The sequence below is a fragment of the Actinomycetospora sp. C-140 genome (genome assembly GCF_054796175.1).
Window position 1 is genome coordinate 157,865 of sequence record NZ_JBTWNF010000005.1, and the last position, 25,635, is coordinate 183,499.

Genomic DNA, 25,635 nt, shown 5'->3' on the forward strand with positions numbered 1-25,635 from the left:
GTATCGAGGATCGCGCGTTTCCTATCGACAATCAATAGCTGATGACCCGGTCGGCACGATGGGCGGTGGCGGCGATCATCCGGGCGTTGGCGGCGTCGCTGCCGTCGGCCCGGGCGACGGCCTCGGCGTGGCTGCGGCCGTGACGCTCGTGGCGCGCGACGAGCCGTGCGCGGCGCTCGTCCTCGTCCGGGGCGAGGAACCACACCTCGTCGAGCAGCGCCCGCACGCCGTCCCACGGAGGGTCGTCCATCAGCAGGTAGTTGCCCTCGGTGACCAGGACGAGCGCATCCGGCGGAACCTCGAGCGCGCCCGCGACCGGCTCCTCGATCTCGCGGCGGAACTCCGGGGCCCACACGGCCGCCGCGCGGGACCGGGCGCGTTCGAGGAAGGCGACGTAGCCCGCGGCGTCGAACGTGTCCGGGGCGCCCTTGCGCTCACGGCGCCCGAGCCGGTCGAGCACGGAGTTCGCGAGGTGCCAGCCGTCCATCCCGACGACGGCCACCTCCGGCCCGGCGAGCGCCGCGACGAGCGTGGACTTGCCCGCCCCGGGCCCGCCGACGACGCCCAGGAGCCGCCGGCGCCCGTCGGCGCGGGCGGCGGCGAGGAGGTGCGCGATGTCGGGGTCGGTCATGTGCGCACTATCGCCCACGAGCGGGTACGCCCGGTCGGTGGAGCTCCCCCTGCCCGGTCCGGGCCCTGACGCCGCGGTCGCGTTCGTGCGGGAGCACCTCGCCGACCTCGCCTGCGACACCCCGGCCGCGTCCCCGTCCTTCCGCGGCGGGCAGACCGCTGCCGACGCCGCGCTCGCCGCGCTCGACATCACCCGGTACGCGGGGCGGCGCAACGAGGTGTGGCCGGTCGAGCGCCGTGGGGCGTCGCGGATGTCGCCCTACATCCGCCACAACCTCGTGGACCTGCCCACGCTCTGGACGCACGTCGCGGACGCGCCGTCGAACGACCGCCGCAAGTACCGCGACGAGCTGGCCTGGCAGGAGTTCACCCGCCACCTCTACGCCCGCTTCGGCCGCGACGGGCACCCGGCCCTGCGCGAGGAGCTGCGGGCGACGCCGCCACAGCCGGCGGAGCCGTGGGACGAGCCGTGGCCGCGGGACATGCGCTGCATGGACGCGACGGTGGACGAGCTGCACACCGACGGGTGGCTGGTGAACCAGACGCGGATGTGGCTGGCGAGCCAGTGGACCGTCCGGGCCGGGGCGCGGTGGCGCGACGGCGAGGAGGAGTTCTTCACCCACCTCCTCGACGGCTCCCGCGCCGCCAACCGCCTCAATTGGCAGTGGACGACCGGCGCCGGCTCGGGCAAGGCGTACGGCTTCTCGCGCTGGCAGGTCCAGAAGCGGGCGCCCCAGCTCTGCCGCGAGTGCGCGCTGCGCGACGCCTGCCCGGTGCAGGGCTGGCCGCCCGACCAGCGCACCACCCGCGTCACGGTCTCCGACCTGCTGCGCGGGGACCCCGACCCGGACGTGACCGCGGGACCGACCTCGCCAATGGTCGGCTCCGGGGAGGACGGCTCGGGCGGGGACGGCTCGGGCGGGGACGGCTCGGGCGGGGACGGCTCGGGCGGGGACGGCTCGGGCGGGGACGGCTCGGGCGGGGACGGCTCGGGCGGGGTCGACGCCGTGTGGCTGACCGCGGAGTCGCTGGGCGACGCGGACCCCGCCCTGGCGGCGCACCCGGACGCGCCCGCGGTCTTCTGCTTCGACGAGCCGCTGCTGCGCCGCCTGATGCTCTCCGGCAAGCGCCTGGTCTTCCTCACCGAGACCCTCGCCGATCTCGGGACCCGCCGCCCCGTGGAGATCCGCCGCGGGCGCGTCGCCGACGAGCTCGCCGGGCGCCGCCTCGCGGTGACGTTCGCGCCGGTGCCGGGGTTCCGGCGTCTCCGCGAGGAGCTCGCGCCCGCGGTCGTCCACCCGTGGCCCTGGCTCTTCCGGCCGCGCTCCGGGCGGATGCAGTCGTGGACGGCGTGGCGCAAGGGCATGCCCGCCCAGCCCGACGGGCCGGTGCCGGTCGCGAGCTGACCCCTCTTCGGTGTCGGGGGGACGTGCGAGGCTGCTGGCGGGTCCGGAGGGGGTCGCCATGGTGCGGGAGCAGCAGCCGTGGCTCGACGTGCCGTTCGCGGAGAAGGACGACGCCAAGGCCGCCGGGGCGCGGTGGGACTGGCGGGCCCGACGCTGGTACGCGCCGCGGCCGGGCGTGCCCGAGCTCGCGCGCTGGCTCCCGGCGTCCCGGACGCCGGCCGACGGTGTGCCGGCTGCCGGCGCTGCGGACGGTCCGGTGGCTGGTGCTGCGCGGCCCGCGACCGAGCCAGGCGGGTCCGCCACCGAGCCAGCGGGGTCCGCCGCCGAGCCAGCCGAGCCAGCCGAGCCAGCCGAGACCGCCGAGACCGCCGAGACCGCCGAGCCCCCTACCGGGACCAGCGAGTCCGACGAGTCCTCAGCTCCGGTGATCAGGCCAGAGGCCGCCCGCACCGCCCGTCCCGCCGCCTTCCAGGCCGGCGCCGGCCACCCCAGGACCGCCCCGGCGCAGGCCCGGCTGGCCGAGGCTCTGCGCCGACTCACGGAACCCGGCCGGTGGGAGCGGCTCACCCGGCGCCGCCCGCCGTGGCGCGTCCTGCACGGGGTCCCGGCGAGCCCGCGGCGCGATCTCGACCACGTGCTGGTCGGGCCGCCGGGGGTGGTCACCGTCGAGGTCCTGCACCTGGCCGGCGCGGTGTCCGTCGAGGACGACCGGCTGACCGTCGACGGCGAGGTCGTCGACGTCGTGCCGCGCGCACGGGCGGAGGCCGAACGGGTCGGTCGGCTGCTCGCCGTTGCACGGGACGGCGGCGGGGTCCCACCCGTCACCGCGGCACTCGCGGTGGTCGCCGCGTCCGTGGCCGTCGCGCCGGGCCGGGAGCGGCCGCAGGGCGTGCTGGTCGCGACGCCGGCGAACCTGCCCCGCCGGATCACCGGGCTGCCCACCGAGCTCGCCGACGACGAGATCGACGAGCTCTACGCCGTCGCCCGCCGACTCGGCACGTGGACGCGGGACCTCTGACCGGCGCCTTTCCGTCCTGGGCGGCCATGGTGCGGTGCCGCGGGCCTTCTTACATTGGGCGTGGCGACAGGAGGTCCGCGCCATGCGCGACGGGAGCAGGAGCGATGCCGGGCACGTCGACGTCCTGATCGTCGGAGCCGGTGTGTCCGGGATCGGGGCCGCGCACCACCTCCGCGAGCGCTTCCCCGACCGCACGTTCGCCGTGCTCGACGCCCAGGAGCATCACGGCGGCACCTGGTGGACCCAGCGCTTCCCGGGCGTGCGCTCCGACAGCGACCTCTACACCTACGCCTACCGGTTCAAGCCCTGGCATGGCCCGTCGATCGCGTCCGGCGACAAGATCCTCCGCTACCTGGACGAGGTCGTCGCCGAGGACGGCCTCGGCCCGCACCTCCGCCCCCGGCACCGCGTGACCGCGGCGTCCTGGTCGAGCGCGGACCGGACCTGGTCCGTCGACGTCACCCGCGACGACACGGGCGAGGACCTGCGCTTCACGACCGACTTCCTCTGGATGTGCGCGGGCTACTACCGCCACGGCGACCCCTACCGACCCGAGTGGCCGGGCACCGAGCGCTTCGCCGGTCGGATCGTCCACTCGATGACCTGGCCCGACGACCTCGACCTCACCGGGCGGCGGGTGGTGGTCATCGGCTCGGGGTCGACCGCCGCGACACTCATCCCGGCGATCGCCGAGCAGGCCGCGCACGTGACGATGCTGCAGCGCTCGCCGTCGTACTACATCGCGAAGCCGACGGTCACCGAGCTCGGGACGACGCTCGAGGCCCTCGACGTCCCCCGCGCGTGGACCTCGGAGATCCTGCGCCGCCAGTTCGTCGGCCAGACCCAGTGGCTGGCGCGCACGGCGCTGGAGGACCCGCAGCTCGTGCACGACTACCTGCTCGAGAACGTGCGGCCCGTGCTCCCGGAGAACTTCGACGTCGAGCAGCACCTCACGCCGCGCTACCGGCCGTGGCAGCAGCGGGTCTGCATCGTCCCGGACGGCGACTTCTTCACCGCCCTGCGCGAGAAGAAGGCCTCGATCGTCACCGACACCGTCGAGACCTTCACCGAGCACGGGATCCGGCTGCGCTCCGGCGAGGAGCTGCCGGCCGACGTCGTCGTGAGCGCCACCGGCTTCAACCTCGTGGTGTTCGGCGACGTCGCCCTGAGCGTGGACGGCGAGCCGGTCGACGTCGCCGACCGCGTCACCTGGCGCGGGCTGATGCTCTCCGGGGTGCCGAACATGGCCTACGTGTTCGGCTACCTGCGGCACAGCTGGACGCTGCGGGTCGATCTGGTCGCCGACGTCGTCTGTCGCCTGCTCGCCCACCTGCGCGAGCGCGGTGCGACGACGGTGACCCCGACCCTGCGCGCCCAGGACGCCGACATGGCGCTGCTGCCGTGGTCGGACCCGGCGAACTTCAACCCCGGCTACATCACGCGCTCCCTGCACCTGCTCTACCGCCAGGGCGACCGCCCACCGTGGAACCACATGCTCGAGCACGACGAGGAACAGCACGTCCTGCCCGACGTCGATCTGGAGGACGGATCGCTGCGGTACGCGTGAGGCGCGGGGTCGCCCTGGGCTCGGGCGTGCCGGGTGGATCCGTGTCGGTGACCCGGTCCCGTGGACGTGCAGGACTCCGCGGCCCGCTGAGGCCGGTCACCTCCGCGTCGCGCCCGAGCCGGGCCGGCGCTGTCGTCGCTGTCGTCGTTGTGCTCGCCGTCGCCGCCGTGGTCGCCGTGGTCGCCGTCGCCGGTTCCCTCACCCCGGCGGCGTCTGACGCTCCGTCCCGGAGAACGTGAGTCCGCCGCCCGTGACCACGGCGTGGATCCGGGCCGCGACGGCGGCCGCTCCGGACTCGCTCTCGGGGTCCGTGGCGGGGTCGTGCCTGAGACCAGGTGGCGTGGATCGAGCGCGGAGCGGGCGAACTCGCCGTGCATGTGACGGGTCGCGTCGACGTCGGCGAACGGGTGTCCGGTGCGGCCGAGCACCCGCCGGACGCAGGTGTCGACGTCGGGCAGCAGCACCGCGTAGCGGAGCGCCGCCAGCCCGCTGGCCGCCAGGAACTCGTCGAGGAACCAGGGGCCGACGATGCCGTCGAACACCACCGTGTAGCCGCCGAGGACGAACCGACCGGCGGCCGCGGCGGCCGCCTCGATCGTGACCGTGTTCTGCTGGTGGGCCTCGCGTGTCCAGGGCGCGCGGTAACCCTGGTCGAGGAAGGCGAAGACCGCGTCGCCCGCCACCAGCGCGCTGAGCGGGTACCGGGCCGAGAGCAGCCGCGCGACCGTCGACTTGCCGGCCCCCGGCGGCCCGGTGACCACGATGAGCTCGGGCACCTCACCAGCGTCGCAGGGCCGGTCGAGCCGACTTCCCGGCCGGGAGCGAGTGTCAGAAGGGTGGCGGGTCCGGGTCGTCCGGCGGCGGCCGGCCCGGTGGACGTTCCTGGGGCGTGGCGGCACCGGGCGACGTCCCGGGACCCGGCGGTGGGGCTCCGCTTGGCGGTGGGGCTGTGCCCTGCGATGTGGCACTGCCCGACGGCTTTCGGTGACGCCGGGGTTCGGTGGCCCAGACCGGGCCGTCGGTCGCGTACTCGTCCGGCTCCGTGCTCGAGCGCACGGCCGGCGGGGCGCAGTCGGGAAGATCGTCCAAGACCGGCCGGGGTGGTCGTTCGTACGTGTGGCCGGTCGGGCTGAGCCAGAGGAACCAGCCCGGGCGCGGCTGGGTCAGCGTCCAGCCCTGATCCTTGAGATCGTGGTCATGGCCGCAGGCGGGGCCGAGGTTCCTGTCGACCGTGAGCCCGCGATCCATGACCGCGAGGGTGTGGTCGATCTCCGCCTCGAGAGCCGAGGTCCCACAGGTGGGGAACACGCACGACCGATCGCGCGACGTGACCCATCGCCGCAGCGCGGCGGACGGGAAGCGGGCGAGCGCCTCCCGCGCCCGTGCCCGCCGGCGCACCGCCTCTTGCGACCACCGGAGGGCGTCCAGCGGCCCCGCGAACGGATCGGGCCGCATGTCACGACGAGCCGCCGGCTCTCTCCGCCCCTGTCCCTCGGCCTCCCGGGCGGCGCGTTCCTCGGCCTCACGGGCGGCGTCGTCCTCGGCGCGGGCGGCGCGCCACTGGGCGAGCTGGTGCTTCAGGTCGACGAGCAGTCGCGCCCACTCCGGGTGATCGGCGGGATGGAGGGAGTCGAGGAAGGCCTCGGTGGCGTGGAGCTCGACCACGGGTCGCGGAGCGCCCGGGACGGCGGGCTCCTGCGGCGTCGTGCTCGTGGACGAGGGACGGCGGCGGGTCACCAGCGCGGCGACGAGCACACCCTCGTCGTCGCTCACCGCGACCCGCCACTCGGCGTCGCCGTACGCCGCGGCGAGCTCGCGGGCCACCCCTGCGGTGATCACACCCCACCCCGGCATGCGCGCGGGCCGCTCGTCGAGCTCGAGCAGCGTGCCCAGCCCCACCCGGAGCTCGAACCGCGACTGCCGCGTTGGCCGCCGCCGGCCCGCCGTACCGGGATCACCGGTCTCGCCGGAACCCGTCCGGACCGCCCCAGCCGGCTCATCGTCACCGGGCTCGTCACCGGCCGCGTCGCCACCGACCGCGTCGTCACCGACCGCGTCGTCACCGGCCGCGGCCTCACCTGCTGCGTCGTCTCCGGCCGCCCCGTCACCGGTCGCCCCGTCACCGGCCGAGGGGTCACCGGCCGAGGGGTCACCGGCCGCCCCATCGCCAGCCGTGTCGTCCGCGCCCGTGCTCTCGGCGGGCGGTTCCTCCGGGGACGCGTCGGCGGGGTCGGGCGTGCGGCGAGGCTGGGGGTCGTCGTCCTCGGCCATCGCGACGACGGCCGCCACGAGCTCGGCGTCGGTCGCGCCCTCGTTGTCGGGGTGGAACGCGGCGAGGATGACGTCGGCGCGGATGGTGTCGATCAGTCCCGTCCGGCCCGCCGCCTGGGCCCGGGCGGCGAGAGCGTTGAGTCGCCGGGCGGAACGGACACCGCCCTCGAACGGCAGGTCGAGCGCGGAGAGGTTGACGGTGCCGGCGTCCGTGCAGCGGGCCACGACCCGGCGCTGGCGACGGTGCGCCCGGTAGAGCTTCTCCGCCCACTCCGCGTCGAGGTGCTTGGCCAGCGCCTGGATGCGGTCGATCAGGCGGGATGGCGTCAGCCCGCCGGCCTCGCCGACCAGGCGGTCGATCACCGCGGCGGCGTGCTCCGCGGAGAGGGCCGCGGTCCAGCGCACCAGGATCGCCACCCGTTGCTCGTCGATCTCCCCGGACTCCCAGGCCGCGCCCAGCTCCGGGTGACGGGCGGCGGCGTCGGCGAGATCGAGGATCCGGGACACCGCGGTGCGCGAGGCCGTGAGTACGAGCCGCAGCTCGTCGCCCTCCTGGTCGGCCCGCTCGGCGCGGCCGCCGGGCTCCGACGGGTCGGCGAGCGCGGCCTCGCGGGCGCAGACGTGGAACCGGGCCTGCTGGTGGGCCAGCTGGCGGCGCTGCGCGGCCAGCAGGCGCATCGTGTCGTACGGGCTGACGCGCTCGGGGTCGAGCCGCTCGAGGACGGCGCCCAGCGCGGCGCCGGCGGGGGTCTCCTCGAGCCCCGCCGGCACCTCCTGGAACGTCGTGTCGAACACGTGTTCGACTCTAGCGCCGACCCCCGACAGCCCGACGGCGTTCCTGAGAACCCCCTCAGATCTGCTGCGCCCACGCCGCGACGAGCAGCCCGGAGCCCAGGACCACCGGCACCGTCACCGGCACGACCCAGGCACGGCGGCGACCGCCGAGCAGGTGCTCGGTGAGACGGATGTGCAGGGCGCCCAGCGCCCACCAGACCAGCGCGAGCACCACCAGCGTCCCGACCCACACCCACGCGTGCGCGGCCCACGCGCCCACGAGGTTCGGGCCGCCCCAGGCGTCGTCGTACGGCCCCGCGACGACGAGCCCGTAGAACGGACCGCGCGCGGTGGCCAGCAGTGCCATCCAGACCAGCCACCAGAAGAGCCCGCCCAGGACCGTGCCCAGCACACCGTGGACCAGGACCCGCGCCCCGGAGGTGCGATCGTCGAGAGCCGACGTGACGCCCCCGCACGCGAGGTGGCGGCGGGCGGTGTCGACCCCGCCCGGCGGACCGCTCACCGCGACCCCGACCAGCTCGCCGGCCGCGGCCGGGAGCAACCCGAGGCCGTACGCCAGGCGACGCCCGGCGTCCCGCGGGCACCGGACACGGGCCCGCACGTCACCCCGACGTTCATCCCGGACACGGTCACCCCGGGCACGGTCACCCCGGTCCCGGCCACGAAAGGCACGCTCACCACCGCCCCGCTCACCAACCCCACGGGTGGGCTCGCCGTCGGCGTCACCGGTCGTCCGCGGGCCCGGGGCGCGCGGAAGGTCGGCGGCCGGCGGGACGGAGATCGGCGCGTGGCTCATGTCCGACGACGCTAGGGACACCGTCCGACATCCGAATCGGTCCGCGGGACCGGATCCGTCTCCCCCTCAGGTATGAGACCCGACTACAGGAGCTCCAGCACGAACGGCAGTTCCTGCACGCCGTACCAGGCGAGCTCGTGGTCCTCGGCCTCGCCGAGCGTGAACTCGGCGTCGGGGTCGCCGAGGTCGGCCGCGTCCACCACGGCCGCGGCCGCCCGCACCGCGTCGCCCGCCTCCTCCAGGTCGAGGTGGACCGCGGCCAGGCGCGACATCGGCACCGGGCCGCCGACCCGCACGACGGCGTCGTCGAGGTCGGGACGCAGCGTCACGTCGTCGACGTCCGCGCTGACGACCGCGCGGCGCGGCGGGGCCCCGGGATCGTCGGCCAGCTCGGTCGCGAGCAGGCGCAACGAGGCCCGGGCCGCCTCGGACATCGCCACGTACTCGAGCTCCTCGTCGTCGCCCGCGACGTACGCCTCGCGCAATCGCGGAGTGAGCGCGAACGCGGTGCCCGACAGGGGCTGCAGCTGCTCGGTGTCGAGCAGCCTGCGCAGACCGGCCACGGTGGCCGGGACGTAGATCCTCACCGCTCTCCCGTTCTCTCCCGCCGCCAGCGGGCCGCCGTCGTCCGCAGGGCGACCTCGGCGACCTCGGCCTGCTTGCGGGGGTCCATGACGTTCCAGCCGGTCACGGCCCGGTCCTCGGGGTCCGGGGCGTGTTCGGTGACGGCGACGCCGGCCTCCCGCACCCGTGTGACCTCGTGGCCGGAACGCCCTCCGATCAGCCCGCGCAGCCACCCGTCGGTGGCCGCGACGGGATCCGACCACACCGCCGGCGTCGGCCCCGTCCGGGCCAGGGGTACGAGGACGAGCGCCTCGTCCACGCGGGGCATGTCGGGGTCGAGCAGCAGGTCCGCCGACGTCGCCGAGCAGACCCCGCCGTCGACGTAGCGGTGCCCGGCGATCTCCACCGGCGAGAACCATCCCGGCACCGCGCACGACGCCGTCGCCGCCTCGGCCATCGACGCGGGCGGCGCGCCGGGACGACCGAAGGGCACGCGGGCGCCGGTGTCGTAGTCCATCGCCACGATCCGCACCTGCGGGTGCTCGGGCCAGGTCTCGCTCGCCCACTTCGTCGCCCACCGGCGCAGGCCGGTGGTGTCGCCGCGCCCGGTCGGCAGGAGCGCTGCCCCGAACGCCAGCGGCGGGAAGCGGCGGGGCCGCCGGGCGATCTCGCCGAGCAGCCGCATCGACCCGGGTCCGACCCGCGGCATCGGCGGCAGCCCGCGACGGGCGGTGGAGCGCGGCGCACCCCGCGGGCGGGGCGGCGCCGGCGGCGGGTCGAGCAGCCCGGCGAGCATGTCGGACGTCGGGACCCCGCTGGCCAGGGCCGCCGCGACGACCGAGCCCGCCGACGTCCCGACCAGCACGTCGGCCTCCCGCGCGTCGCGGCCCGTCGCCTGCTCCCAGGTGGTCAGCGCCGCGACGGTCCAGGCGTAGCCCAGCTGCCCGCCCGTCCCGAGGACGAGACCGAAGGTCACGCCGCCCCCACGAGGACGGATCGCCGCGTCGAGCTCCGCCTCGCTCCGTCTCCCGGTGTCACCGCGGCACCGTCGCGCGCAGCTCCGCCAGCGACTCCGCGACGAGCTCGCCGAGCTCGTCGACGTCGGCCATCGAGTCGCGGTCGGCGTTGAAGCCGTAGAACACCCCGCCGTCGTACGACGTCAGCCCCACGGCGAGCGACTGCCCCTTCGCCAGCGGCACGACGGGGTACATCTCGAGCATCTTCGCGCCGGCCGCGTAGAGGGCGTGCTGCGGGCCGGGGACGTTGGAGACGACGAGGTTGAACAGCCGGCGGGCGAACCCGTTCGCCGCCCGGGCGCCCAGCGCGTGCAGCGTCGGGGGCGCGAACCCGCCGACCCGCACCAGCGCGTTCGCCCCCACCGACTGGCCCGACTCCTGGTGCTCGCGCATCGCGTGGGACACGTGGTGCATCCGCAGGACGGGGTTCGGCTCGCCGACGGGCAGGTCGACGAGGAACGACGCGATCTGGTTGCCGAGCAGCCCGGCGCCGGCGAGCGAGCCCGTCGTCTCGGCGTCCCCGCGCACCGACAGCGGCACCATCGCGCGCATCGTCGTCGTCGGGGACACCGACGCCCCGCGGGAGAGCAGCCAGTTGCGCAGCGCCCCGGCGATCACGGCCAGCACGACGTCGTTGATCGTCCCGCCGTGGGCGCGCCGCACCGCGCGGTAGTCCTCGAGGTCGGTGCGGGCCATCGAGAAGCGCCGCTGGGTGGAGATGGGCACGTTGAGCGGGCTCACCGGAGCGGGGCGCACCGCGGTGCGCACGGCGGAGAACAACCCGCCGGCAACGCCCGCGACCTTGGTGACGGTGTCGGCCGCGTCGCGCACGGCGTCGCGGGCCGCCTCGACGGCGTTGCCCGGCCGCGCCACCGCCTCGCCCACGGCGTCGTAGACCAGACGCCAGGCGGACGGCTCCTGGCGGGCGATCCACTCCTCCTCGTTCGCCGGGGCCCCGGAGGCGGTGTCGTCGAGCACGACCTGGCCGATGTCGATCGACGCGACCCCGTCGACCATCGCCTGGTGGGTCTTCGTGACGAGCGCGACCCGACCGCCGGACAGGCCGTCGACCAGGTACATCTCCCACAGCGGGCGGGTGTGGTCGAGCGGGCGGGACATCAGCCGGGCGACGAGCTCGCACAGCGCCCGTTCGGTGCCCGGCGCGGGCAGCGCGGACCGGCGGACGTGGTAGGTGACGTCGAAGTCGACGTCGTCGATCCACACCGGCCGGGCCATGCGGCCGGGGACCTCGCGGATCTTCTGACGGTAGCGGGGGACCAGCCCGATGCGGCTGGAGATGAGGTCGACGAGGCCGTCGTAGTCGAAGCCGTTCCGCGGTTTGCGGAAGACGGACACGCTCCCCACGTGCATCGGGGTCGTCGGCTGGTCCATGTAGAGGAAGGAGGCGTCCAGCGCCGACAGGCGGTCCGGCATGGGCGCGATCGTCGCACAGGGCCGCGTGCCGAGCCGGGCGTCGGGGCGTCTGCCAGGCTGGTCGTGATGTCGCCCTCACCCAGCTCACGGACCGATCGGCCGGTGTCGCCGAAGGACGCCTTCGTGACGGTGTACGGGCGCAAGCCGGTGCTCGAGGCGCTCGGCGACCCGGAGCTGACCGTCGACAAGGTGGTGCTCGCCGACGGCGTCGACCGCGACGCGGTGCGGACCTTCACCGAGGCCGCGCGGGCCCGCGGGCTGACGCTGCAGCGGGCGTCGGCGCAACGGGTCAAGGTGCTGGCGGGCAACGGACGACAGGACCAAGGGGTGCTCGCCGACGTCGTCGCCCCGCGGATGCGCACGGTGGAGCACTTCCTGGAGGAGCTCCCGGACGCCGCCGACGCCCGGGTGCTCGTGCTCGACGGCCTGACGAACCCCGCGAACGTGGGCATGATCCTGCGCTCGGCCACCGGTGCCGGGCTCGAGGGCGTCCTGCTGCCCCGCCGCGGGGCGCCGTCGATCGACCCGCTCGTGGTCAAGGCCTCGGCCGGCATCGCCTTCCACGCCCCCGTGCTGCGCGCCCGCACGGCCGCCGACGGCCTGGCGGCCCTGGCCGAGGCGGGGTTCGTGCTGCTGGGGCTGGACGGCTCCGGCGGGACCCCGTTGTTCGACGCCGAGCTGCCCGGGCGGGTCGCGCTCGTGGTCGGCGGCGAGACCGACGGGATCACCGACAACGTGCGCGACGAGCTCCACGGCACGGTGACGATCCCCCTGGCCGCCGGGGTGGAGTCGCTCAACGCCGCCTGCGCGGCGACGGTCGCCTGCTTCGAGCTGGCCCGCCGGCAGCAGCAGTAGCGCGGAACGGCCCTCGGCTGTCGGACGGTGCGCCTACGCTCGGCGCCGTCCCCGTGGACCGGTCCTCCCCCGGCTCCGCTCGGAGGACGCGTCGCGTGCGCGTCCGCCGCCTGCCCGGGAGGTCTTGTCGTGAGCACGATCCTCACCGCCACCGCGCCGTCCCCCGTCCCCGCTCGGGCCCGCCGGGTCGGCGACGTCCCCGCGCCGCGGGTGCGCCCGCTGGCCGAGGTCCTGCCCGCTCCCCCACGGGCCGCCGTCCCCGCGGCGGCCCCGGACCTCGACCCTCGCCGGGACCAGGACGACCTCGACCGGCTCGCCGCCACGCTGCGCCCTGTCGCGGCCCGGCTGCTCGGCGCCGTCGCGGACGTGCTCGCCGGCCGACGTCCGCCCGGGCACCTGGACGCCCTGCTCAGCGGGCCGGCGTTGCAGACGCTGGCCCGTGCCGCCCGTCCGTCGGCCGCTCGGGGCGGGGCGACCGTCCGGGCACCGGCCTCCGGACCCGCCGCGGCGAACCTCCGCGGCCTGCGGGTCTGCGCGCTGGGCCCGCGCGCGGTGGAGGTCTCCGCCGTCGTGCACGGGCGGGACCGCGTGCGGGCGCTGGCCGCTCGGCTCGAACGGGCCGACGACGGTCCGGCCGACCCCGGGCGCTGGCGCGTGGTGGCGCTGTGCCCGGGGTGACGCGGGCGGTGGAGCAGGTGGAGCCGGTGGAGCGAGCGGTTCAGGTGGAGCCGGCGGGTCAGGTGGAGCCGGCGGCTCGGGCAGAACCGGCTGGTCAGGCCGGCCCGCGGGGCGGCGCCCCGTGGCACTGCTTGTACTTGCGTCCCGAGCCGCAGGGGCAGGGCGAGTTGCGCGACGGGGTGTCGGCGCGGCGCGCCTGCTGCGGGTTGGCCCGGCCGGCGCGGCCGCCGCCGGCGCCGTTGCCCGAGCCGTTGCCCGAGCCGTTGCCGTCGGCGGCGTGCCGCGCGGCGTGGCCGTCCTCGTCGGGCCCGCTGTAGTTCAGCTCCTGCGGGCGTCGGCCACCGAGACCCGCGCCGCGGAAGGCGTCGGGCAGCGCGTCCTGCCCGAGCTGGGAGAGCGCGGGGCCGGCGGCGGTGGTGGGGCCGAGGTCGGGCTCCTGCGCGTGCGCCGCGCCCCGCTGGCCGTCACGGGCGGTGCGCTGACCGTCCCGCTGTCCGGCGCGGCCGTCCCGGCCACCGCCGGGGCGCTGCGAGCCGGGCGCGGGTCCGCGGCCGGGCCGACCCCGGCCGCTGCGGCCCGTCGGCACCTGGGGCGCCTGGGGCGTCTGGGCCGTCTGGGCAGCCGCCGCGGGCGGGGCGGCGGCGGGCGGCACCGATCCGGGCGGGCCCGCCGGGGCCCCGGGAGCGCCCGGAGCCGGGGACCCGGGGCCGGCCGGCGGCGCGCCGGCGGCGCGTCGTCCGACCGGGATCGCCCCGGTCGGCGCGCTCGCGAGGCGCGGGTCGACGGGCAGCGGCGCGGCCCCCGAGGTGGTCGGGGTCTGGCGCGGGTCCGGGGTGTCCGGGCGGATGGCCGCCTGGACGCTGGTGTCCGTGGTCGGGTTGGCGCCCGGCACGGCGTCGACGGGGGCCTGCTCCTCGACCTGGATGGTGAGGTTGAACAGGAACGCGACGGACTCCTCGCGGATGCCCTCCATCATGGAGGTGAACATCTCGTAGCCCTCGCGCTTGTACTCGATCTTGGGATCGCGCTGGGCCATCGCACGCAGGCCGATGCCCTGCTTGAGGTAGTCCATCTCGTAGAGGTGCTCGCGCCACTTGCGGTCGAGCACCGAGAGGACGACCTGCCGCTCGAGCTCGCGCATCCCACCCTCGGGCGCGATGCGGTCGATCTCGTCCTCGCGACGGGCGTAGGACTCGAGGGCGTCCTCGGTGAGCACCTCGACCAGGTAGTCGCGGTCGACGTCGTCGTGCTCCTCGAGGATCTCCTCCCACGAGACCCCGACGGGGTAGAGCTGGCCCAGCCCGGTCCAGAGCTTGTCGAGGTCCCAGTCCTCGCTGTAGCCCTCGCTCGTGGCGCCGTCGACGTAGGCGGTGACCACGTCGACGATCATGTTCTGGACCTGCTCGGAGAGGTTCTCGCCCTCGAGGACGCGGTGGCGCTCGGCGTAGATCACCGTGCGCTGCTGGTTCATCACCTCGTCGTACTCGAGGATGTCCTTGCGGGCCTCGAAGTTCTGCTGCTCGACCTGCGTCTGGGCGCTGCGGATGGCCCGGGAGACCATCTTGGCCTCGATGGGCATGTCCTCGGGGAGGTTGAACCGGGTCATGATCGACTCGACCATGGCGCCGTTGAACCGCCGCATGAGCTCGTCGCCCAGCGAGAGGTAGAACCGCGACTCGCCCGGGTCACCCTGGCGGCCGGAGCGGCCGCGCAGCTGGTTGTCGATGCGGCGCGACTCGTGGCGCTCGGTGCCCAGGACGTAGAGGCCGCCGGCCTTCTTGACCTCCTCGGCCTCCCGCTCGACCTCGCTCTTGACCTCGGCCAGCGTCTCGTCCCACGCCGCCTCGTACTCCTCGCGCGACTCCACCGGGTCGAGGCCCTGGGCCCGCAGCCGCTGGTCGGCGATGAAGTCGGGGTTGCCGCCGAGCACGATGTCGGTGCCGCGGCCGGCCATGTTGGTGGCCACCGTGATCGCGCCGCGCCGGCCGGCCTCGGCGATGATCTGCGCCTCCTGCTCGTGGAACTTGGCGTTGAGCACCGAGTGCGTCACGCCCCGCTCGGTGAGCAGCTTCGCGAGGTACTCCGAGCGCTCGACGCTCGTGGTGCCGATCAGCACCGGCTGCCCGCGCTCGAAGTGCTCGGCGACGTCGTCGGCCACGGCCTCGAACTTGGCCGGCTCGGTCTTGTAGACGAGGTCGGGCTGGTCGAGGCGCTTCGGGTCCTTGTTGGTCGGGATGGTGACCACCCCGAGCTTGTAGGTCTTCGAGAGCTCGGCCGCCTCGGTCTGGGCGGTACCGGTCATCCCGCAGAGCTTCTCGTAGAGGCGGAAGTAGTTCTGCAGCGTGATCGTGGCCAGCGTCTGGTTCTCGGCCTTGATCTCGACGCCTTCCTTGGCCTCGATCGCCTGGTGCAGGCCCTCGTTGTAGCGGCGCCCGACGAGCACGCGGCCGGTGAACTCGTCGACGATGAGGACCTCGCCGTCGCGGACGATGTAGTCCTTGTCGCGGAGGAAGAGCTCCTTGACCTTGACGGCGTTGTTCAGGTAGCCGACGAGCGGGGTGTTCGCGGCCTCGTAGAGGTTCTCGATGCCGAGCTGGTCCTCGATGAAGGACACGCCCTCCTCGGTGACACCGATGGTCTTCTTGCGCTCGTCGACCTCGTAGTGGACGTCGCGCGTCATCTTCGGGGCGAGGCGGGCGAACTCGGTGTACCAGCGGGCGCTCTGCTCCGCGGGACCCGAGATGATCAGCGGCGTGCGGGCCTCGTCGATGAGGATCGAGTCGACCTCGTCGACGATCGCGAACGAGTGCCCGCGCTGCACGCACTCGGCCTTCGACCAGGCCATGTTGTCGCGCAGGAAGTCGAACCCGAACTCGTTGTTCGTGCCGTAGGTGATGTCCGCCTGGTACGCCGCCCGGCGCTCCTCCTGCGGCATCCCCGAGTAGATGGCGCCGACCTCGAGGCCGAGGAAGCGGTGCACACGGCCCATCCACTGCGAGTCGCGCTGGGCCAGGTAGTCGTTCACCGTGACGACGTGGACGCCCTCCTGGGCGATCGCGTTGAGGTAGGCCGGCAGCGTCGAGACCAGGGTCTTGCCCTCGCCGGTGCGCATCTCGGCGACGTTGCCCTCGTGCAGCGCCGCACCGCCCATGAGCTGCACGGGGTAGTGGAACTGGCCCAGGGTGCGGCTGGCGGCCTCGCGCACGACGGCGAACGCTTCCGGCAGCAGGTCGTCGAGCGACTCGCCGTCGGCGTAGCGCTCGCGGAACTCGTCGGTCTTGGCCTGCAGCTCGGCGTCGCTGAGCTCGGCGGTCTCGTCGGCGAACGTGTCGACGTAGTCCGCGATCTTGCCGAGGCGCTTGACCGTGCGCGTCTCGCCGGCGCGCAACAGTCGGTTCAGGACCACGGTAGTGACCTCGCTCGTGCTTCGTCGGCGCCACGGATGAGCCGTCCGGTGGCGCGCACCGGCACGGGCCCGCCCCCCATCGTAGGTGTTCGGGGGACGGGCCCTGTGCGCGCGTGCGGTGTGCCGGGCGAGTCAGACCAGTGCGATGACGCCGTACGCGTAGCCGTGGCGGCGGTACACGACGCTCGGGCGCCCGGTGGCCTTGTCGGAGAAGAGGAAGAAGTCGTGGCCGACGAGCTCCATCTGGGAGAGGGCGTCGTCCACGGTCATCGGGATCGCGTCGTGCTCCTTGTGCCGCACGATCTGCCCCGGGAGGTACTCGTCGGTGTCCTCGGCGGGCTCCCGTGCCGCGGGGACGTCCACCGACCAGGGCTGCTCGGCGAGCTCGCGCTCGAGCAGGTCGGTCGCGGCGGCCGCCGCGGACCCGGTCGGCGTCTCCGGGGACGCGATCCCCCCGAGGGCCCGCGCCACCGACACCGGCACGCGCCGGCCGTGGCTCACGCGACGACGGTCGTGCGCGCGGCGCAGACGGGCCTCGAGACGGGCCACGGCCTGGTCGAGCGCGCAGTAGAAGTCGGCGGAACAGCCCTCGCCGCGGACGACGGGGCCGCGTCCACGGCCCGTGATCTCGACGCGCTGACAGTTCTTCGACCGGCGGGGGTTCGGCTCGTGGGAGAGCTGGACCTCCAGCCTCATGATCTTGTGGTCGTAGCGCTCGAGCCGGGCCAGCTTGTCGGCCGTGTGCTCGCGGAAGTGATCGGGGACCTCGACGTTGCGTCCACAGAGAACGATCTCCATTGACGACCTCCCGGTTGGGGGACACGTTGCGCGGCCCGGTGCTCCGGTGGAGGGCGTCCATGTCCTCGCCGGGAGCCAGACCGCGTGAACTGCGACGTTCGCGCCTCCTGTCGTTCACCGACTCAGGATGTGGCCGTCACCGTAGTGACTCCGACCGTTCTCGCGGTAGGTCCGATCTGCCCGATGCCGTCCCACGGACGACACCCGACCGGGTCGGTCACCGGCCGTCACGGACTCCGGGCGGGTGAGACCCGCGCGACGCGCGCGTCCCCACTCGGACGAGTGATGAGCGGGCGCGGGGATCGGCCACGGTGAGCACCACGACCACGTCCACCGGACGGCCCGCGGCGGCGAGCAGGGCCGTCGCGGCCCGTGCGGTCGCCCCGGTCGTCAGGACGTCGTCGAGCAGCGCCACCGCGCAGCCCGGCGGCGGCAGGCCCCGGGGGCGCAGCCGCAGGTGGCGCGCGAGGTTGTCCGCGCGGGCGGCGGCGTCGAGGCCGACGGCGTCCGCGGCGCGCCGGCCCAGCGCGAGGGCGCGGGACACGCACGGCACGTCGGCGCCCGATCGACCGGACCCCGCCACCACCGCCCGTGCGAGCCGCAGCACGTGGTCGCCCCCGCGGGCCCGGGCCGCGGCCGGCCGGGAGGGCGCGGGCACGAGCGCGGCGGGCGGGACCTCGCCGTGGCGCAGCGCCGCGGCGACCAGACCCGCCAGCGGGCGGGCGAGCTCGCGGCGCCCGCGCTCCTTGTAGGCGAGCAGCACCTCGCGCGCGCTGCCCGCGTAGGGCGCGAGCGCGAGAACCGGCGGCAGCCCCGGCAGGTCGAGGAGCCCCGGGCTCCGCCAGCGGTCGCGGCAGCGTCCGCACCAGCGCTCGCCCGCCTCGCCGCACCCGGCACACGGGGCGGGCAGGAGCAGGTCGGCCAGGGCGAGGAACGCGGGGCCGAGACCGGGACGCGGGTCCACACGCCCAGCCTCGCGCCGCGGCCCGCGACCGGGCCAGCAGCGACCCCGGGCCCTGGGGACGCATCCGGCGGATGGGGACGGCGGACGGCCCAGCGGCTCGGCTCAGCCCGGGTACGCCGGCACGGTCCCCGAGCCGAAGCCGGACACGGACTGCCAGACGTCGCCGCCGGTGGCGCTCCCGCCGCCGAGGGGCAGGGTCCAGGTGCCGCCCTGGTCGGCCACCACGAGCGGTCGGCCCGGGCGGGCGGCGACGGCGGTCACCGGCGGGGTGAGGTTGGTGGTCGGGAGCGACTCGAGGTCGAGGCCGTCGACCGACACGAGCGTCACCGGGCGGTCGGCCCGGTTGCCGACGGCGACGAGCTGGTCGGTGCGCGTCCAGCCGACGTCGAGGACCTGGTCGAGGGCCTCGGGACGCAGCGCGGTGACCGAGCCCAGGCGCGCCCCGCCGACACCGTCGCGGGCGATCGCGGCCACCAGGACCCGGCCCCCGGCGACGATCGCGGCCCGCGCGCCGTCCGGCGAGACGCGCAGCGCGGACAGCGTCCCCGGCGAGCCCGGCGGCGCGGTGACCCCGGCGGCGGCGAGCCCCGAGGCGTCCACGGCCAGCGGACGCACCGGGCTCCCGGGGCTCTCGCGGCCGGCCCGGACGACGGTCGTCGAGTCGACCACCGACCAGACCTCGGTGCCGTCCGGGGTCCACGACGGACGCGCGATCGAGCGTCCCTCGATCCCGCTCGGCGTGAGCTCCGAGCCGCCGGGGCCGGTGAGCAGCCGGGCCCGCCGCACGGCGGGATCGGCGGCGCCCCCGTCCTCGGCCACCACCGCCACCTCGCCCTCGTCGCTCGCCGACGCCGAGACCGCGCGGTACGTGCCGCGGCCGGCCGGCCCGCCCGCCGGCTCGCCCGAGAGCAGCCGCAGCCGCCCGTCGTCGGCGACGAGCACGGGGACGTCGGACTCCCCCGGCCCGCCGACGACCGGGTCGAGCGGCAGGTCGGGCCGCGTCGCGACGTCCGGCGGGAGCCCCGCCAGCGCGTCGGTGACGTCGACCTCGGGCGTCACGGGGAGCAAGGGCGCGCCGTCGACGAGCAGGCGGACCCGTGAGACGCCGATCCCGGCCAGGGTCAGCGTCACCTGCTGGGCGATCTCGCGACGTCGCGGGTCGTCGAGGGCCCCGGTCCGGGACAGGTCGACGACCGCGGTGCCCTCCGCGGTCGTCGTGACGTCGGAGCGCAGCGTCGTGCCGACCGGCAGGGCGCTGACCGCGGCGCCGGCCAGCGACTCCGACGGCCCGGCGAGCAGGTACTGCAGCGTGCGCGTGGGCACCGACCGCGCCGGGCTCGTCGCGAGATAGCGGGGGTCGGAGACGGGGGCGTCGTGCTGGGGGTCGAGGAACCAGGTGCGCACCGGGCGGGTGCTGGCCCGCAGGTCGGAGCGCCGCACGATCGTCCCGGTCGGCAGCGACGAGATGCGCCACTGGCCGTTCTGCTCGGTGAGGCCGACGTCGACCTCGACGGGACGGACGCCCGCGTTGAAGACGCCCTCCGGGGTCAGCACGCCGAGCTGGGTGGCGCGGATCCGCACGGTCGCCTCGCCGGCCGGTACCGGGCGGTCCGCGAACACCGTGTCCACCTGGTCGCTGACGACGATCGGGGCCGCCCCGTCGTCCCAGGTGCCGGCCGCGCCGGGCGTGAGGAACGCGCGGGCGGCCTGGTGGCGCTCGGCGGTCGCGCCGGACGCGAGGACCCAGCCGCGCACCGTCTCCAGCGGGCCTGCGTTGCGCGCCGGGCCGGGCGGCGCGGTCGGCTCGGCGGCGTCGCCGACACGGCGCAGCACGGTGACGTCCGACGACCCGGGCACCGACGCGCACCCGGCGCCCAGCACGAGCGCCAGCAGCAGTGCCGGCAGGAGCCGCCCGACCGTCCGGCGGCGCGTCACCGGACCACCGACGAGCCGGGATCGGAGGGTGGTGAGGGCGCGGGGACGTCCGTGCCGGAACCGCGGGTGCGGGCACTGGCGGAGTCGCGATCGCCGGTCGTGCTGCCGCCGGCTGTGTCGCGGCCATGGGCGACGTCGCCACGATCGACGGTGTCGTGACCATCGACAGAGTCGCGACTCTCGGCCGCATCGAGGTCGTCGGTGGTGTCGTGCCCGTCGATCGCCGCGCGGCCGTCAACGGTGGCGCGGTCGGCTCCGTCGTGGGGGTGGACGCCGTCGAGGTCGTCGACCCGGTCGAGATCGTCGAGGTCGTCCACCGCGTCGAGGTCGTCCACCGCGTCGAGGTCGTCCACCGCGTCGAGGTCGTCGAGGTCGACGACCCGGTCCAGGTCGTCGATCTCGTCGGCTCCCGGGGCACCCTCCGGCTCGTCGGTCCCGTCGGTCCCGTCGGAGTCCTCGGACAGGGGCGGCATCGCCGTCCCCGCGGTGGGCGCGCCGTCGTGGATGCCGGGCTCCGCGGCCGCGGGCGCGGCGGCGACGGGCAGCAGGGGCAGGGGGCTGGTGCGCAGGCGCTCGCCGTGGCGCAGCGGCAGGGTCAGGCGGAACACCGCCCCGCGGTCGACCTCGCCCCACGCCTGCAGCCAGCCGCCGTGCAGGCGGGCGTCCTCGAGGCTGATCGCCAGGCCCAGTCCGGTGCCGCCGCTGCGACGCTGGCGCGACGGGTCGGCACGCCAGAACCGGTTGAACACGAGCCCGGCCTCGCCCGGCTTGAGGCCGATGCCGTGGTCGCGCACGACGACCGCCAGCGCGCCGTCGTCGGCGGCGAGGCGCACCTCGATCGGCCGGCCCTCCCCGTGGTCGATGGCGTTCGCGAGCAGGTTGCGCAGGATGCGCTCGACCCGCCGCGCGTCGACCTCGGCGAGCACCTGCTCGCCGTCCTGGTCGCCCAGGTCGAGCAGCAGCGGCGTCCCGGTCTCCTCGACGAGGTGGCGCACGGTCTCGGCGGCCCGGCGCACGACCGCGCCCACGTCCACGAGGTCGAGGCCCAGCTCCGCCATGCCGGCGTCGAGGCGGCTGATCTCGAGGAGGTCGCCGAGCAGGCCCTCGAAACGGTCGAGCTCGTCGACGAGCAGCTGGGCCGACCGCGTCGCCATCGCGTCGCCGGGGTCGACCTGGGCGTGCAGCACCTCGGCGGCCATCCGCACGGTGGTCAGCGGCGTGCGCAGCTCGTGGCTGACGTCGGAGGTGAACCGGCGCTGCAGCGCGCCGAACTCCTCGAGCTGGCGGATCTGCGACTGGATGCTCGCCGCCATCTCGTTGTACGACTCCGCCAGGCGCGCGACCTCGTCGTCGCCGTGCACCGGCATCCGTTCGTCGAGGTGGCCGTCGGCGAAGCGTTCGGCGACGTCGGCGGCCTGGCGCACCGGCCGCACGACCTGCCGCGTCACCACCGACGAGATGCCCGCCAGCAGCACGAGCAGCACGCCGGCCGCGAGCGCGAGCGTGCTCTGGACCAGCGCGAGGGTGCGCTGCTCGGCCGACAGCGGGAAGAGCAGGTAGAGCTGCAGGTTCCGCCCGGCGGTGCGCACCGGCTGGCCGACGACGAGCGTCGGGACCGGCGCCGCCTGGCCCGAGGACGCCACGGTGAGGTACTTGGTGGCGAGGAAGCCCTGCAGCACGGGGGCGCGCAGCTGGGGCGGGATGACCTGGGCCGGCCCGGCGCTGACCTCGACGTTGCGCCCGTCCGGCACGGTCGGCAGGGCGCCGGGCACCCCGCCGACGGTGTCCGAGCCCGCGATGAGGACGGCGTCGAACGCGCCCGCGTCGCTGGCCGGGTCGTTGCCGCGCGTCAGACCGTCCTGGCCGGGGTCCTGCCCGCTCGTGGACAGGCGGTCGAGGACGTCGTCGAGCACGGCCTGCGCGCCGTCGCGGTCGGGGTCGATGCGGGCGAGGTCGCGCTCGAGGGCCTGGCGGGAGATGTCGGCCTGGATGAGCGCCGCCTGCTCCTTGCCCTGGACGAGCCGGTCGGCGATCTGGGTCTGCAGCACGAGCCCGAGCACGGCCACCACGACGATCGACATCGCGAGCGTCGAGAGCACCACGCGCAGCTGCATGGAGCGTCGCCACAGCACGCGGACCTGGCCGGTCCGCTCGGCGACGAACCGGTCGAGGCGACGGCGCAGGCCCGTGAGCAGGCCCGTCACGACGGGCTCCTGCAGATCAGGGTGGGCCGGCCTTGTACCCCACCCCGCGGACCGTCAGCACCACCTCGGGGTGCTCCGGGTCGACCTCCACCTTCGAGCGCAACCGCTGGACGTGCACGTTGACCAGCCGCGTGTCCGCCGCGTGGCGGTAGCCCCACACCTGCTCGAGCAGCACCTCGCGGGTGAACACCTGCCGCGGCTTGCGGGCGAGCGCCACCAGCAGGTCGAACTCCAGCGGCGTGAGCGGGATCGTGCGCCCGTCGCGGCGCACCTGGTGCGCTGGGACGTCGATCGTCACGTCGCCGACCTGCATCTGCTCGGCGGGCTCGGACGGGAACTGACGCAGCCGCGCCCGGATGCGCGCCACCAGCTCCTTGGGCTTGAACGGCTTGACCACGTAGTCGTCGGCGCCGGACTCCAGCCCCAGCACCACGTCGACCGTGTCGGTCTTGGCGGTCAGCATGACCACCGGGACCCCGGACTCCGCCCGGATCGCCCGGCACACGTCGATGCCGTTCATCCCCGGCAGCATGAGATCCAGCAGGACGAGGTCGGGCGAGTTCTCGCGCAGGGCGGGCAGCGCGGAAGAACCGTCGCCGACGACCGTGGTCTCGAAGCCCTCGCCCTCGAGGACGATCGTCAGCATCTCCGCCAGCGAGGCATCGTCGTCGACCACGAGGATTCGCGAGCTCATGTCTCAATGGTGTCACTTCTCACCGACGATCCGGGGGCAATGTCGCCGGACAGGCCGCTGATCAGGCGTTCAGCGACCAGCGACTCCGCCGTCCGGGTGAGTGCCGCGTGCCCCTCGCCCGCGTCGACGACCGCCCAGGGCGCGAGCCATGTCCGGTCGACGAGCTGGTCGTACAGATCCGCGCACCGCGCCTGCAGGGCCGCGTCGGACTCGTACCCGTCCGGAGTACGCGTCGGGTCGGCCGCGGCGCGGTCGCGGACACGCTGCGCGGCGAGCGCGCCGGGGACGCGGACGAGCACCTGCGCGTCCGGCGCGGGCACCCCGAACCGCTCCACCTCCAGCGCGCGGACCCAGGCCACGAACGCGCCGTCGACGTCCTCGCCGCGCCGGGCGGCGCCGTAGGCCGCGTTGGAGGCGACGTAGCGGTCGACGAGCACGAGGTCGTGGGCGGCACGCGCGGCGCGGAGGTCCTCGGCGGCACCGGCACGGTCGAGGGCGAACAGCACCGCCATGGCGTGCACCGAGTCCCGCAGGTCGCCGTGCTGCCCGTGCAGCGCCTCGCCCGCCAGCCCGGCGTGCACGTCGGCGTCGTAGCGCGGGAACGCGTGGGTCGCGACCGTCGCGCCCCGGCGTCGGGCGGCGTCCGCGAGCGCCGCGACCAGCGTCGCCTTCCCCGCGCCGTCGAGCCCCTCGACGGCCACCATCGCGCCCACGACGGAACCCTATGCGGCGGCCCCGTGCGGTCGGAGCGAAGGGCACCTTCGGTCGGATCGACGGGTGAGGGGCGCCCACTGCCGGAACGGGCATCAGTCGTGGGGACGGGCGTCGTGCGCGACGGCTCGCGCCCGTGGAGATCAGGAGTGCACCACGCACCTCGGCGGCCCCGAGGAGGTGCGTAGCGCGCTCCTGATCTCACCGCACGCCCTGGGCGACCTCCCCCGTGACGAGCGAAGGGCCCCGTCGCTCGACGAGGTCGAGCGAAGGGGCCCTTCGGTCAGTACGCGGCGCAACCATCAGCGCGCGGCGCAGGTCGGTCGGTAGCGCGACGGAGGAGCGCTGACGATCGATCTGCTTGCCGCGACCGATCAGTAGCGGTAGTGCTCCGGCTTGTACGGGCCCTCGACGTCCACGCCGATGTACTCGGCCTGGTCCTTCGTGAGCTTGGTCAGCTCGGCGCCCAGCGCCTCGACGTGGACGCGGGCGACCTTCTCGTCGAGGTGCTTCGGCAGGCGGTACACGCCGATCGGGTACTCACCGGGCTTGGTGAAGATCTCGATCTGCGCGATCGTCTGGTTGGCGAACGAGTTCGACATGACGAAGCTCGGGTGGCCCGTGGCGTTGCCGAGGTTCAGCAGACGGCCCTCGGACAGCACGATGATCGAGTGGCCGTCGGAGAACTTCCACTCGTCGACCTGCGGCTTGATGTTGATCCGGGTGGCGTCGCTCTTCTCGAGCTTCTCCATCTGGATCTCGTTGTCGAAGTGGCCGATGTTGCCCAGGATCGCCTGGTGCTTCATCCGCTTCATGTGGTCGAGCGTGACGATGTCCTTGTTGCCGGTCGTCGTGATGACGATGTCGGCCTGCTCGATGACGTTGTCGAGCGTCTGGACGTCGTAGCCCTCCATGAGCGCCTGGAGCGCGCAGATCGGGTCCGACTCGGTGACGGTCACGCGGGCGCCCTGGCCCGCGAGGGACTCGGCCGAGCCCTTGCCGACGTCGCCGTAGCCGCAGATCACGGCCTTCTTGCCGGAGATCAGCACGTCGACGGCGCGGTTGATGCCGTCGACCAGCGAGTGGCGGCAGCCGTACTTGTTGTCGAACTTCGACTTGGTGACCGAGTCGTTGACGTTGATCGCCGGGAACAGGAGCTTGTCCTGCTCGAAGAACTCGTACAGGCGGTGGACGCCGGTCGTGGTCTCCTCGGTGACGCCCTTGATGCCGGACGCGACCTTGGTCCAGTGCTGCGGGTCGTCGGCGAGCGAGCGGCGCAGCGTCTCGAGCACGACCTGGTACTCGGCCGGGTCCTCGTCGGTGACGGACGGGACGACGCCGGCCTTCTCGAACTCGACGCCCTTGTGGACGAGCATCGTGGCGTCGCCGCCGTCGTCGAGGATCATGTTCGGACCGCGGGTGTCCGCGTCCTTCCACGTCATCATCTGCTCACAGCACCACCAGTACTCCTCCAGCGTCTCGCCCTTCCAGGCGAAGCAGGAGACGCCCTTGGGGTCGTCCGGGGTGCCGTGCGGGCCGACGACGACCGCGGCGGCCGCGTGGTCCTGGGTGGAGAAGATGTTGCAGGAGGCCCAGCGGACCTCGGCGCCCAGCTCCACCAGCGTCTCGATGAGGACGGCGGTCTGCACCGTCATGTGCAGGGAGCCGGAGATGCGCGCGCCGTGCAGCGGCTTCGCCTCCGAGTACTCCCGGCGCAGGGCCATCAGCCCGGGCATCTCGTGCTCGGCGAGCCGGATCTCCCGGCGACCGAAGTCGGCCTCGCTCAGGTCGGCGACGGCGAAGTCGATGCCGTTCTTCTCGGCAAGCTTCTGGTTGACGGTGCCCACTGCGTTCGTCATGACTCCTCGTCTTCTCGGGTGTGTCGTCCGCGCG

Annotated in this window: 20 protein-coding genes; 5 read left to right on the forward strand and 15 right to left on the reverse strand. The window is 74.8% G+C overall.

All coding sequences use genetic code 11. The features are described from left to right. Positions 1-31: 31 nt before the first annotated feature. Positions 32-631, reverse strand: coding sequence for a nucleoside/nucleotide kinase family protein (locus ACR9E3_RS10695; RefSeq protein ID WP_460380213.1), 600 nt, complete (start codon positions 629-631; stop codon positions 32-34). Between the two features lie 37 nt (positions 632-668). Between ACR9E3_RS10695 and ACR9E3_RS10700 the strand changes: the two genes are divergently transcribed. The 3 genes from ACR9E3_RS10700 (at position 669) to ACR9E3_RS10710 (ending at position 4,621) form a co-directional block, all read left to right on the forward strand. Beyond that, a complete protein-coding gene (locus tag ACR9E3_RS10700) occupies positions 669-2,036 on the forward strand; it encodes an FAD-binding domain-containing protein (RefSeq protein ID WP_460380214.1) in 1,368 nt (455 codons plus the stop codon). A 58-nt stretch (positions 2,037-2,094) separates the two neighbouring features. Then, a complete protein-coding gene (locus ACR9E3_RS10705; RefSeq protein WP_460380215.1) occupies positions 2,095-3,054 on the forward strand; it encodes a DUF5710 domain-containing protein in 960 nt (319 codons plus the stop codon). An 82-nt stretch (positions 3,055-3,136) separates the two neighbouring features. Continuing rightward, positions 3,137-4,621, forward strand: coding sequence for a flavin-containing monooxygenase (locus tag ACR9E3_RS10710; RefSeq protein WP_460380216.1), 1,485 nt, complete (start codon positions 3,137-3,139; stop codon positions 4,619-4,621). Here ACR9E3_RS10710 and ACR9E3_RS10715 read toward each other — a convergent pair. From ACR9E3_RS10715 to ACR9E3_RS10740, 6 genes are all read right to left on the reverse strand, one after another. Further along, positions 4,513-5,397: an AAA family ATPase gene (locus tag ACR9E3_RS10715; RefSeq protein WP_460380217.1), complete on the reverse strand. Its 885-nt coding sequence runs from the start codon at positions 5,395-5,397 to the stop codon at positions 4,513-4,515. The genes ACR9E3_RS10710 and ACR9E3_RS10715 overlap by 109 nt on opposite strands. A gap of 52 nt (positions 5,398-5,449) precedes the next feature. Then, complete coding sequence (locus tag ACR9E3_RS10720) at positions 5,450-7,687, reverse strand: HNH endonuclease signature motif containing protein (protein ID WP_460380218.1); 2,238 nt, start codon at positions 7,685-7,687, stop codon at positions 5,450-5,452. 55 nt (positions 7,688-7,742) lie between these two features. Then, the gene (locus tag ACR9E3_RS10725; protein ID WP_460380219.1) at positions 7,743-8,288 is read right to left on the reverse strand and encodes a hypothetical protein; all 546 of its coding nucleotides are present in this window, start codon (positions 8,286-8,288) and stop codon (positions 7,743-7,745) included. Between the two features lie 278 nt (positions 8,289-8,566). Then, positions 8,567-9,070, reverse strand: coding sequence for a DUF6912 family protein (locus ACR9E3_RS10730; protein WP_460380220.1), 504 nt, complete (start codon positions 9,068-9,070; stop codon positions 8,567-8,569). Next, positions 9,067-10,023 carry a patatin-like phospholipase family protein gene (locus tag ACR9E3_RS10735; protein WP_460380221.1) on the reverse strand — a complete coding sequence of 319 codons (957 nt, stop codon included), beginning with the start codon at positions 10,021-10,023 and terminating at the stop codon, positions 9,067-9,069. Before ACR9E3_RS10735 ends, ACR9E3_RS10730 begins: the two co-directional genes overlap by 4 nt. Before the next feature lie 58 nt (positions 10,024-10,081). After that, positions 10,082-11,497: a WS/DGAT/MGAT family O-acyltransferase gene (locus ACR9E3_RS10740; RefSeq protein WP_460380222.1), complete on the reverse strand. Its 1,416-nt coding sequence runs from the start codon at positions 11,495-11,497 to the stop codon at positions 10,082-10,084. Between the two features lie 66 nt (positions 11,498-11,563). On the opposite strand from ACR9E3_RS10740, the gene ACR9E3_RS10745 reads away from it, so the two are divergent. Both ACR9E3_RS10745 and ACR9E3_RS10750 read left to right on the forward strand, forming a co-directional pair. Then, positions 11,564-12,352: a TrmH family RNA methyltransferase gene (locus ACR9E3_RS10745; RefSeq protein WP_460380223.1), complete on the forward strand. Its 789-nt coding sequence runs from the start codon at positions 11,564-11,566 to the stop codon at positions 12,350-12,352. A gap of 129 nt (positions 12,353-12,481) precedes the next feature. Further along, positions 12,482-13,030 carry an Rv3235 family protein gene (locus tag ACR9E3_RS10750; RefSeq protein ID WP_460380224.1) on the forward strand — a complete coding sequence of 183 codons (549 nt, stop codon included), beginning with the start codon at positions 12,482-12,484 and terminating at the stop codon, positions 13,028-13,030. Positions 13,031-13,124: 94 nt separating this feature from the next. Here ACR9E3_RS10750 and secA read toward each other — a convergent pair whose 3' ends face one another. The 8 genes from secA to ahcY all read right to left on the reverse strand — a co-directional run bounded on the left by secA (position 13,125) and on the right by ahcY (position 25,601). Next, positions 13,125-16,436: a preprotein translocase subunit SecA gene (gene secA / locus ACR9E3_RS10755; RefSeq protein WP_460380225.1), complete on the reverse strand. Its 3,312-nt coding sequence runs from the start codon at positions 16,434-16,436 to the stop codon at positions 13,125-13,127. A gap of 132 nt (positions 16,437-16,568) precedes the next feature. Further along, positions 16,569-17,234 (reverse strand): ribosome hibernation-promoting factor, HPF/YfiA family, encoded by a 666-nt coding sequence (gene hpf, locus ACR9E3_RS10760; RefSeq protein WP_460380226.1) that lies wholly within the window; start codon positions 17,232-17,234, stop codon positions 16,569-16,571. A 217-nt stretch (positions 17,235-17,451) separates the two neighbouring features. Next, positions 17,452-18,198 (reverse strand): ComF family protein, encoded by a 747-nt coding sequence (locus ACR9E3_RS10765; RefSeq protein ID WP_460380227.1) that lies wholly within the window; start codon positions 18,196-18,198, stop codon positions 17,452-17,454. A gap of 102 nt (positions 18,199-18,300) precedes the next feature. Next, entirely contained in the window at positions 18,301-20,133 is a 1,833-nt protein-coding gene (locus ACR9E3_RS10770; protein WP_460380228.1) for an LpqB family beta-propeller domain-containing protein, read from the reverse strand. Beyond that, positions 20,130-22,247 carry an MtrAB system histidine kinase MtrB gene (gene mtrB, locus ACR9E3_RS10775; RefSeq protein WP_460380409.1) on the reverse strand — a complete coding sequence of 706 codons (2,118 nt, stop codon included), beginning with the start codon at positions 22,245-22,247 and terminating at the stop codon, positions 20,130-20,132. The genes ACR9E3_RS10770 and mtrB overlap by 4 nt, the downstream gene beginning before the upstream one ends. Before the next feature lie 106 nt (positions 22,248-22,353). Further along, on the reverse strand, positions 22,354-23,031 hold the full coding sequence (gene mtrA / locus ACR9E3_RS10780) for an MtrAB system response regulator MtrA (RefSeq protein WP_285657607.1): 678 nt from the start codon (positions 23,029-23,031) through the stop codon (positions 22,354-22,356). Next, complete coding sequence (locus ACR9E3_RS10785) at positions 23,028-23,744, reverse strand: dTMP kinase (RefSeq protein ID WP_460380229.1); 717 nt, start codon at positions 23,742-23,744, stop codon at positions 23,028-23,030. Before ACR9E3_RS10785 ends, mtrA begins: the two co-directional genes overlap by 4 nt. A 372-nt stretch (positions 23,745-24,116) precedes the next feature. Next, the gene (gene ahcY, locus ACR9E3_RS10790) at positions 24,117-25,601 is read right to left on the reverse strand and encodes an adenosylhomocysteinase (RefSeq protein ID WP_460380230.1); all 1,485 of its coding nucleotides are present in this window, start codon (positions 25,599-25,601) and stop codon (positions 24,117-24,119) included. Positions 25,602-25,635 lie beyond the last annotated feature (34 nt).

Bases quoted from the DNA above. Each gene is read 5' to 3' on its own strand.
- ACR9E3_RS10695 (WP_460380213.1), bottom strand. From the start codon at position 631: ATGACCGACCCCGACATCGCGCACCTCCTCGCCGCCGCCCGCGCCGAC.
- ACR9E3_RS10745 (WP_460380223.1), top strand. From the start codon at position 11,564: ATGTCGCCCTCACCCAGCTCACGGACCGATCGGCCGGTGTCGCCGAAG.
- mtrB (WP_460380409.1), bottom strand. From the start codon at position 22,247: ATGCAGCTGCGCGTGGTGCTCTCGACGCTCGCGATGTCGATCGTCGTG.
- ACR9E3_RS10705 (WP_460380215.1), top strand. From the start codon at position 2,095: ATGGTGCGGGAGCAGCAGCCGTGGCTCGACGTGCCGTTCGCGGAGAAG.
- ACR9E3_RS10740 (WP_460380222.1), bottom strand. From the start codon at position 11,497: ATGCCGGACCGCCTGTCGGCGCTGGACGCCTCCTTCCTCTACATGGAC.
- mtrA (WP_285657607.1), bottom strand. From the start codon at position 23,031: ATGAGCTCGCGAATCCTCGTGGTCGACGACGATGCCTCGCTGGCGGAG.
- ACR9E3_RS10710 (WP_460380216.1), top strand. From the start codon at position 3,137: ATGCGCGACGGGAGCAGGAGCGATGCCGGGCACGTCGACGTCCTGATC.
- hpf (WP_460380226.1), bottom strand. From the start codon at position 17,234: ATGGAGATCGTTCTCTGTGGACGCAACGTCGAGGTCCCCGATCACTTC.
- ahcY (WP_460380230.1), bottom strand. From the start codon at position 25,601: ATGACGAACGCAGTGGGCACCGTCAACCAGAAGCTTGCCGAGAAGAAC.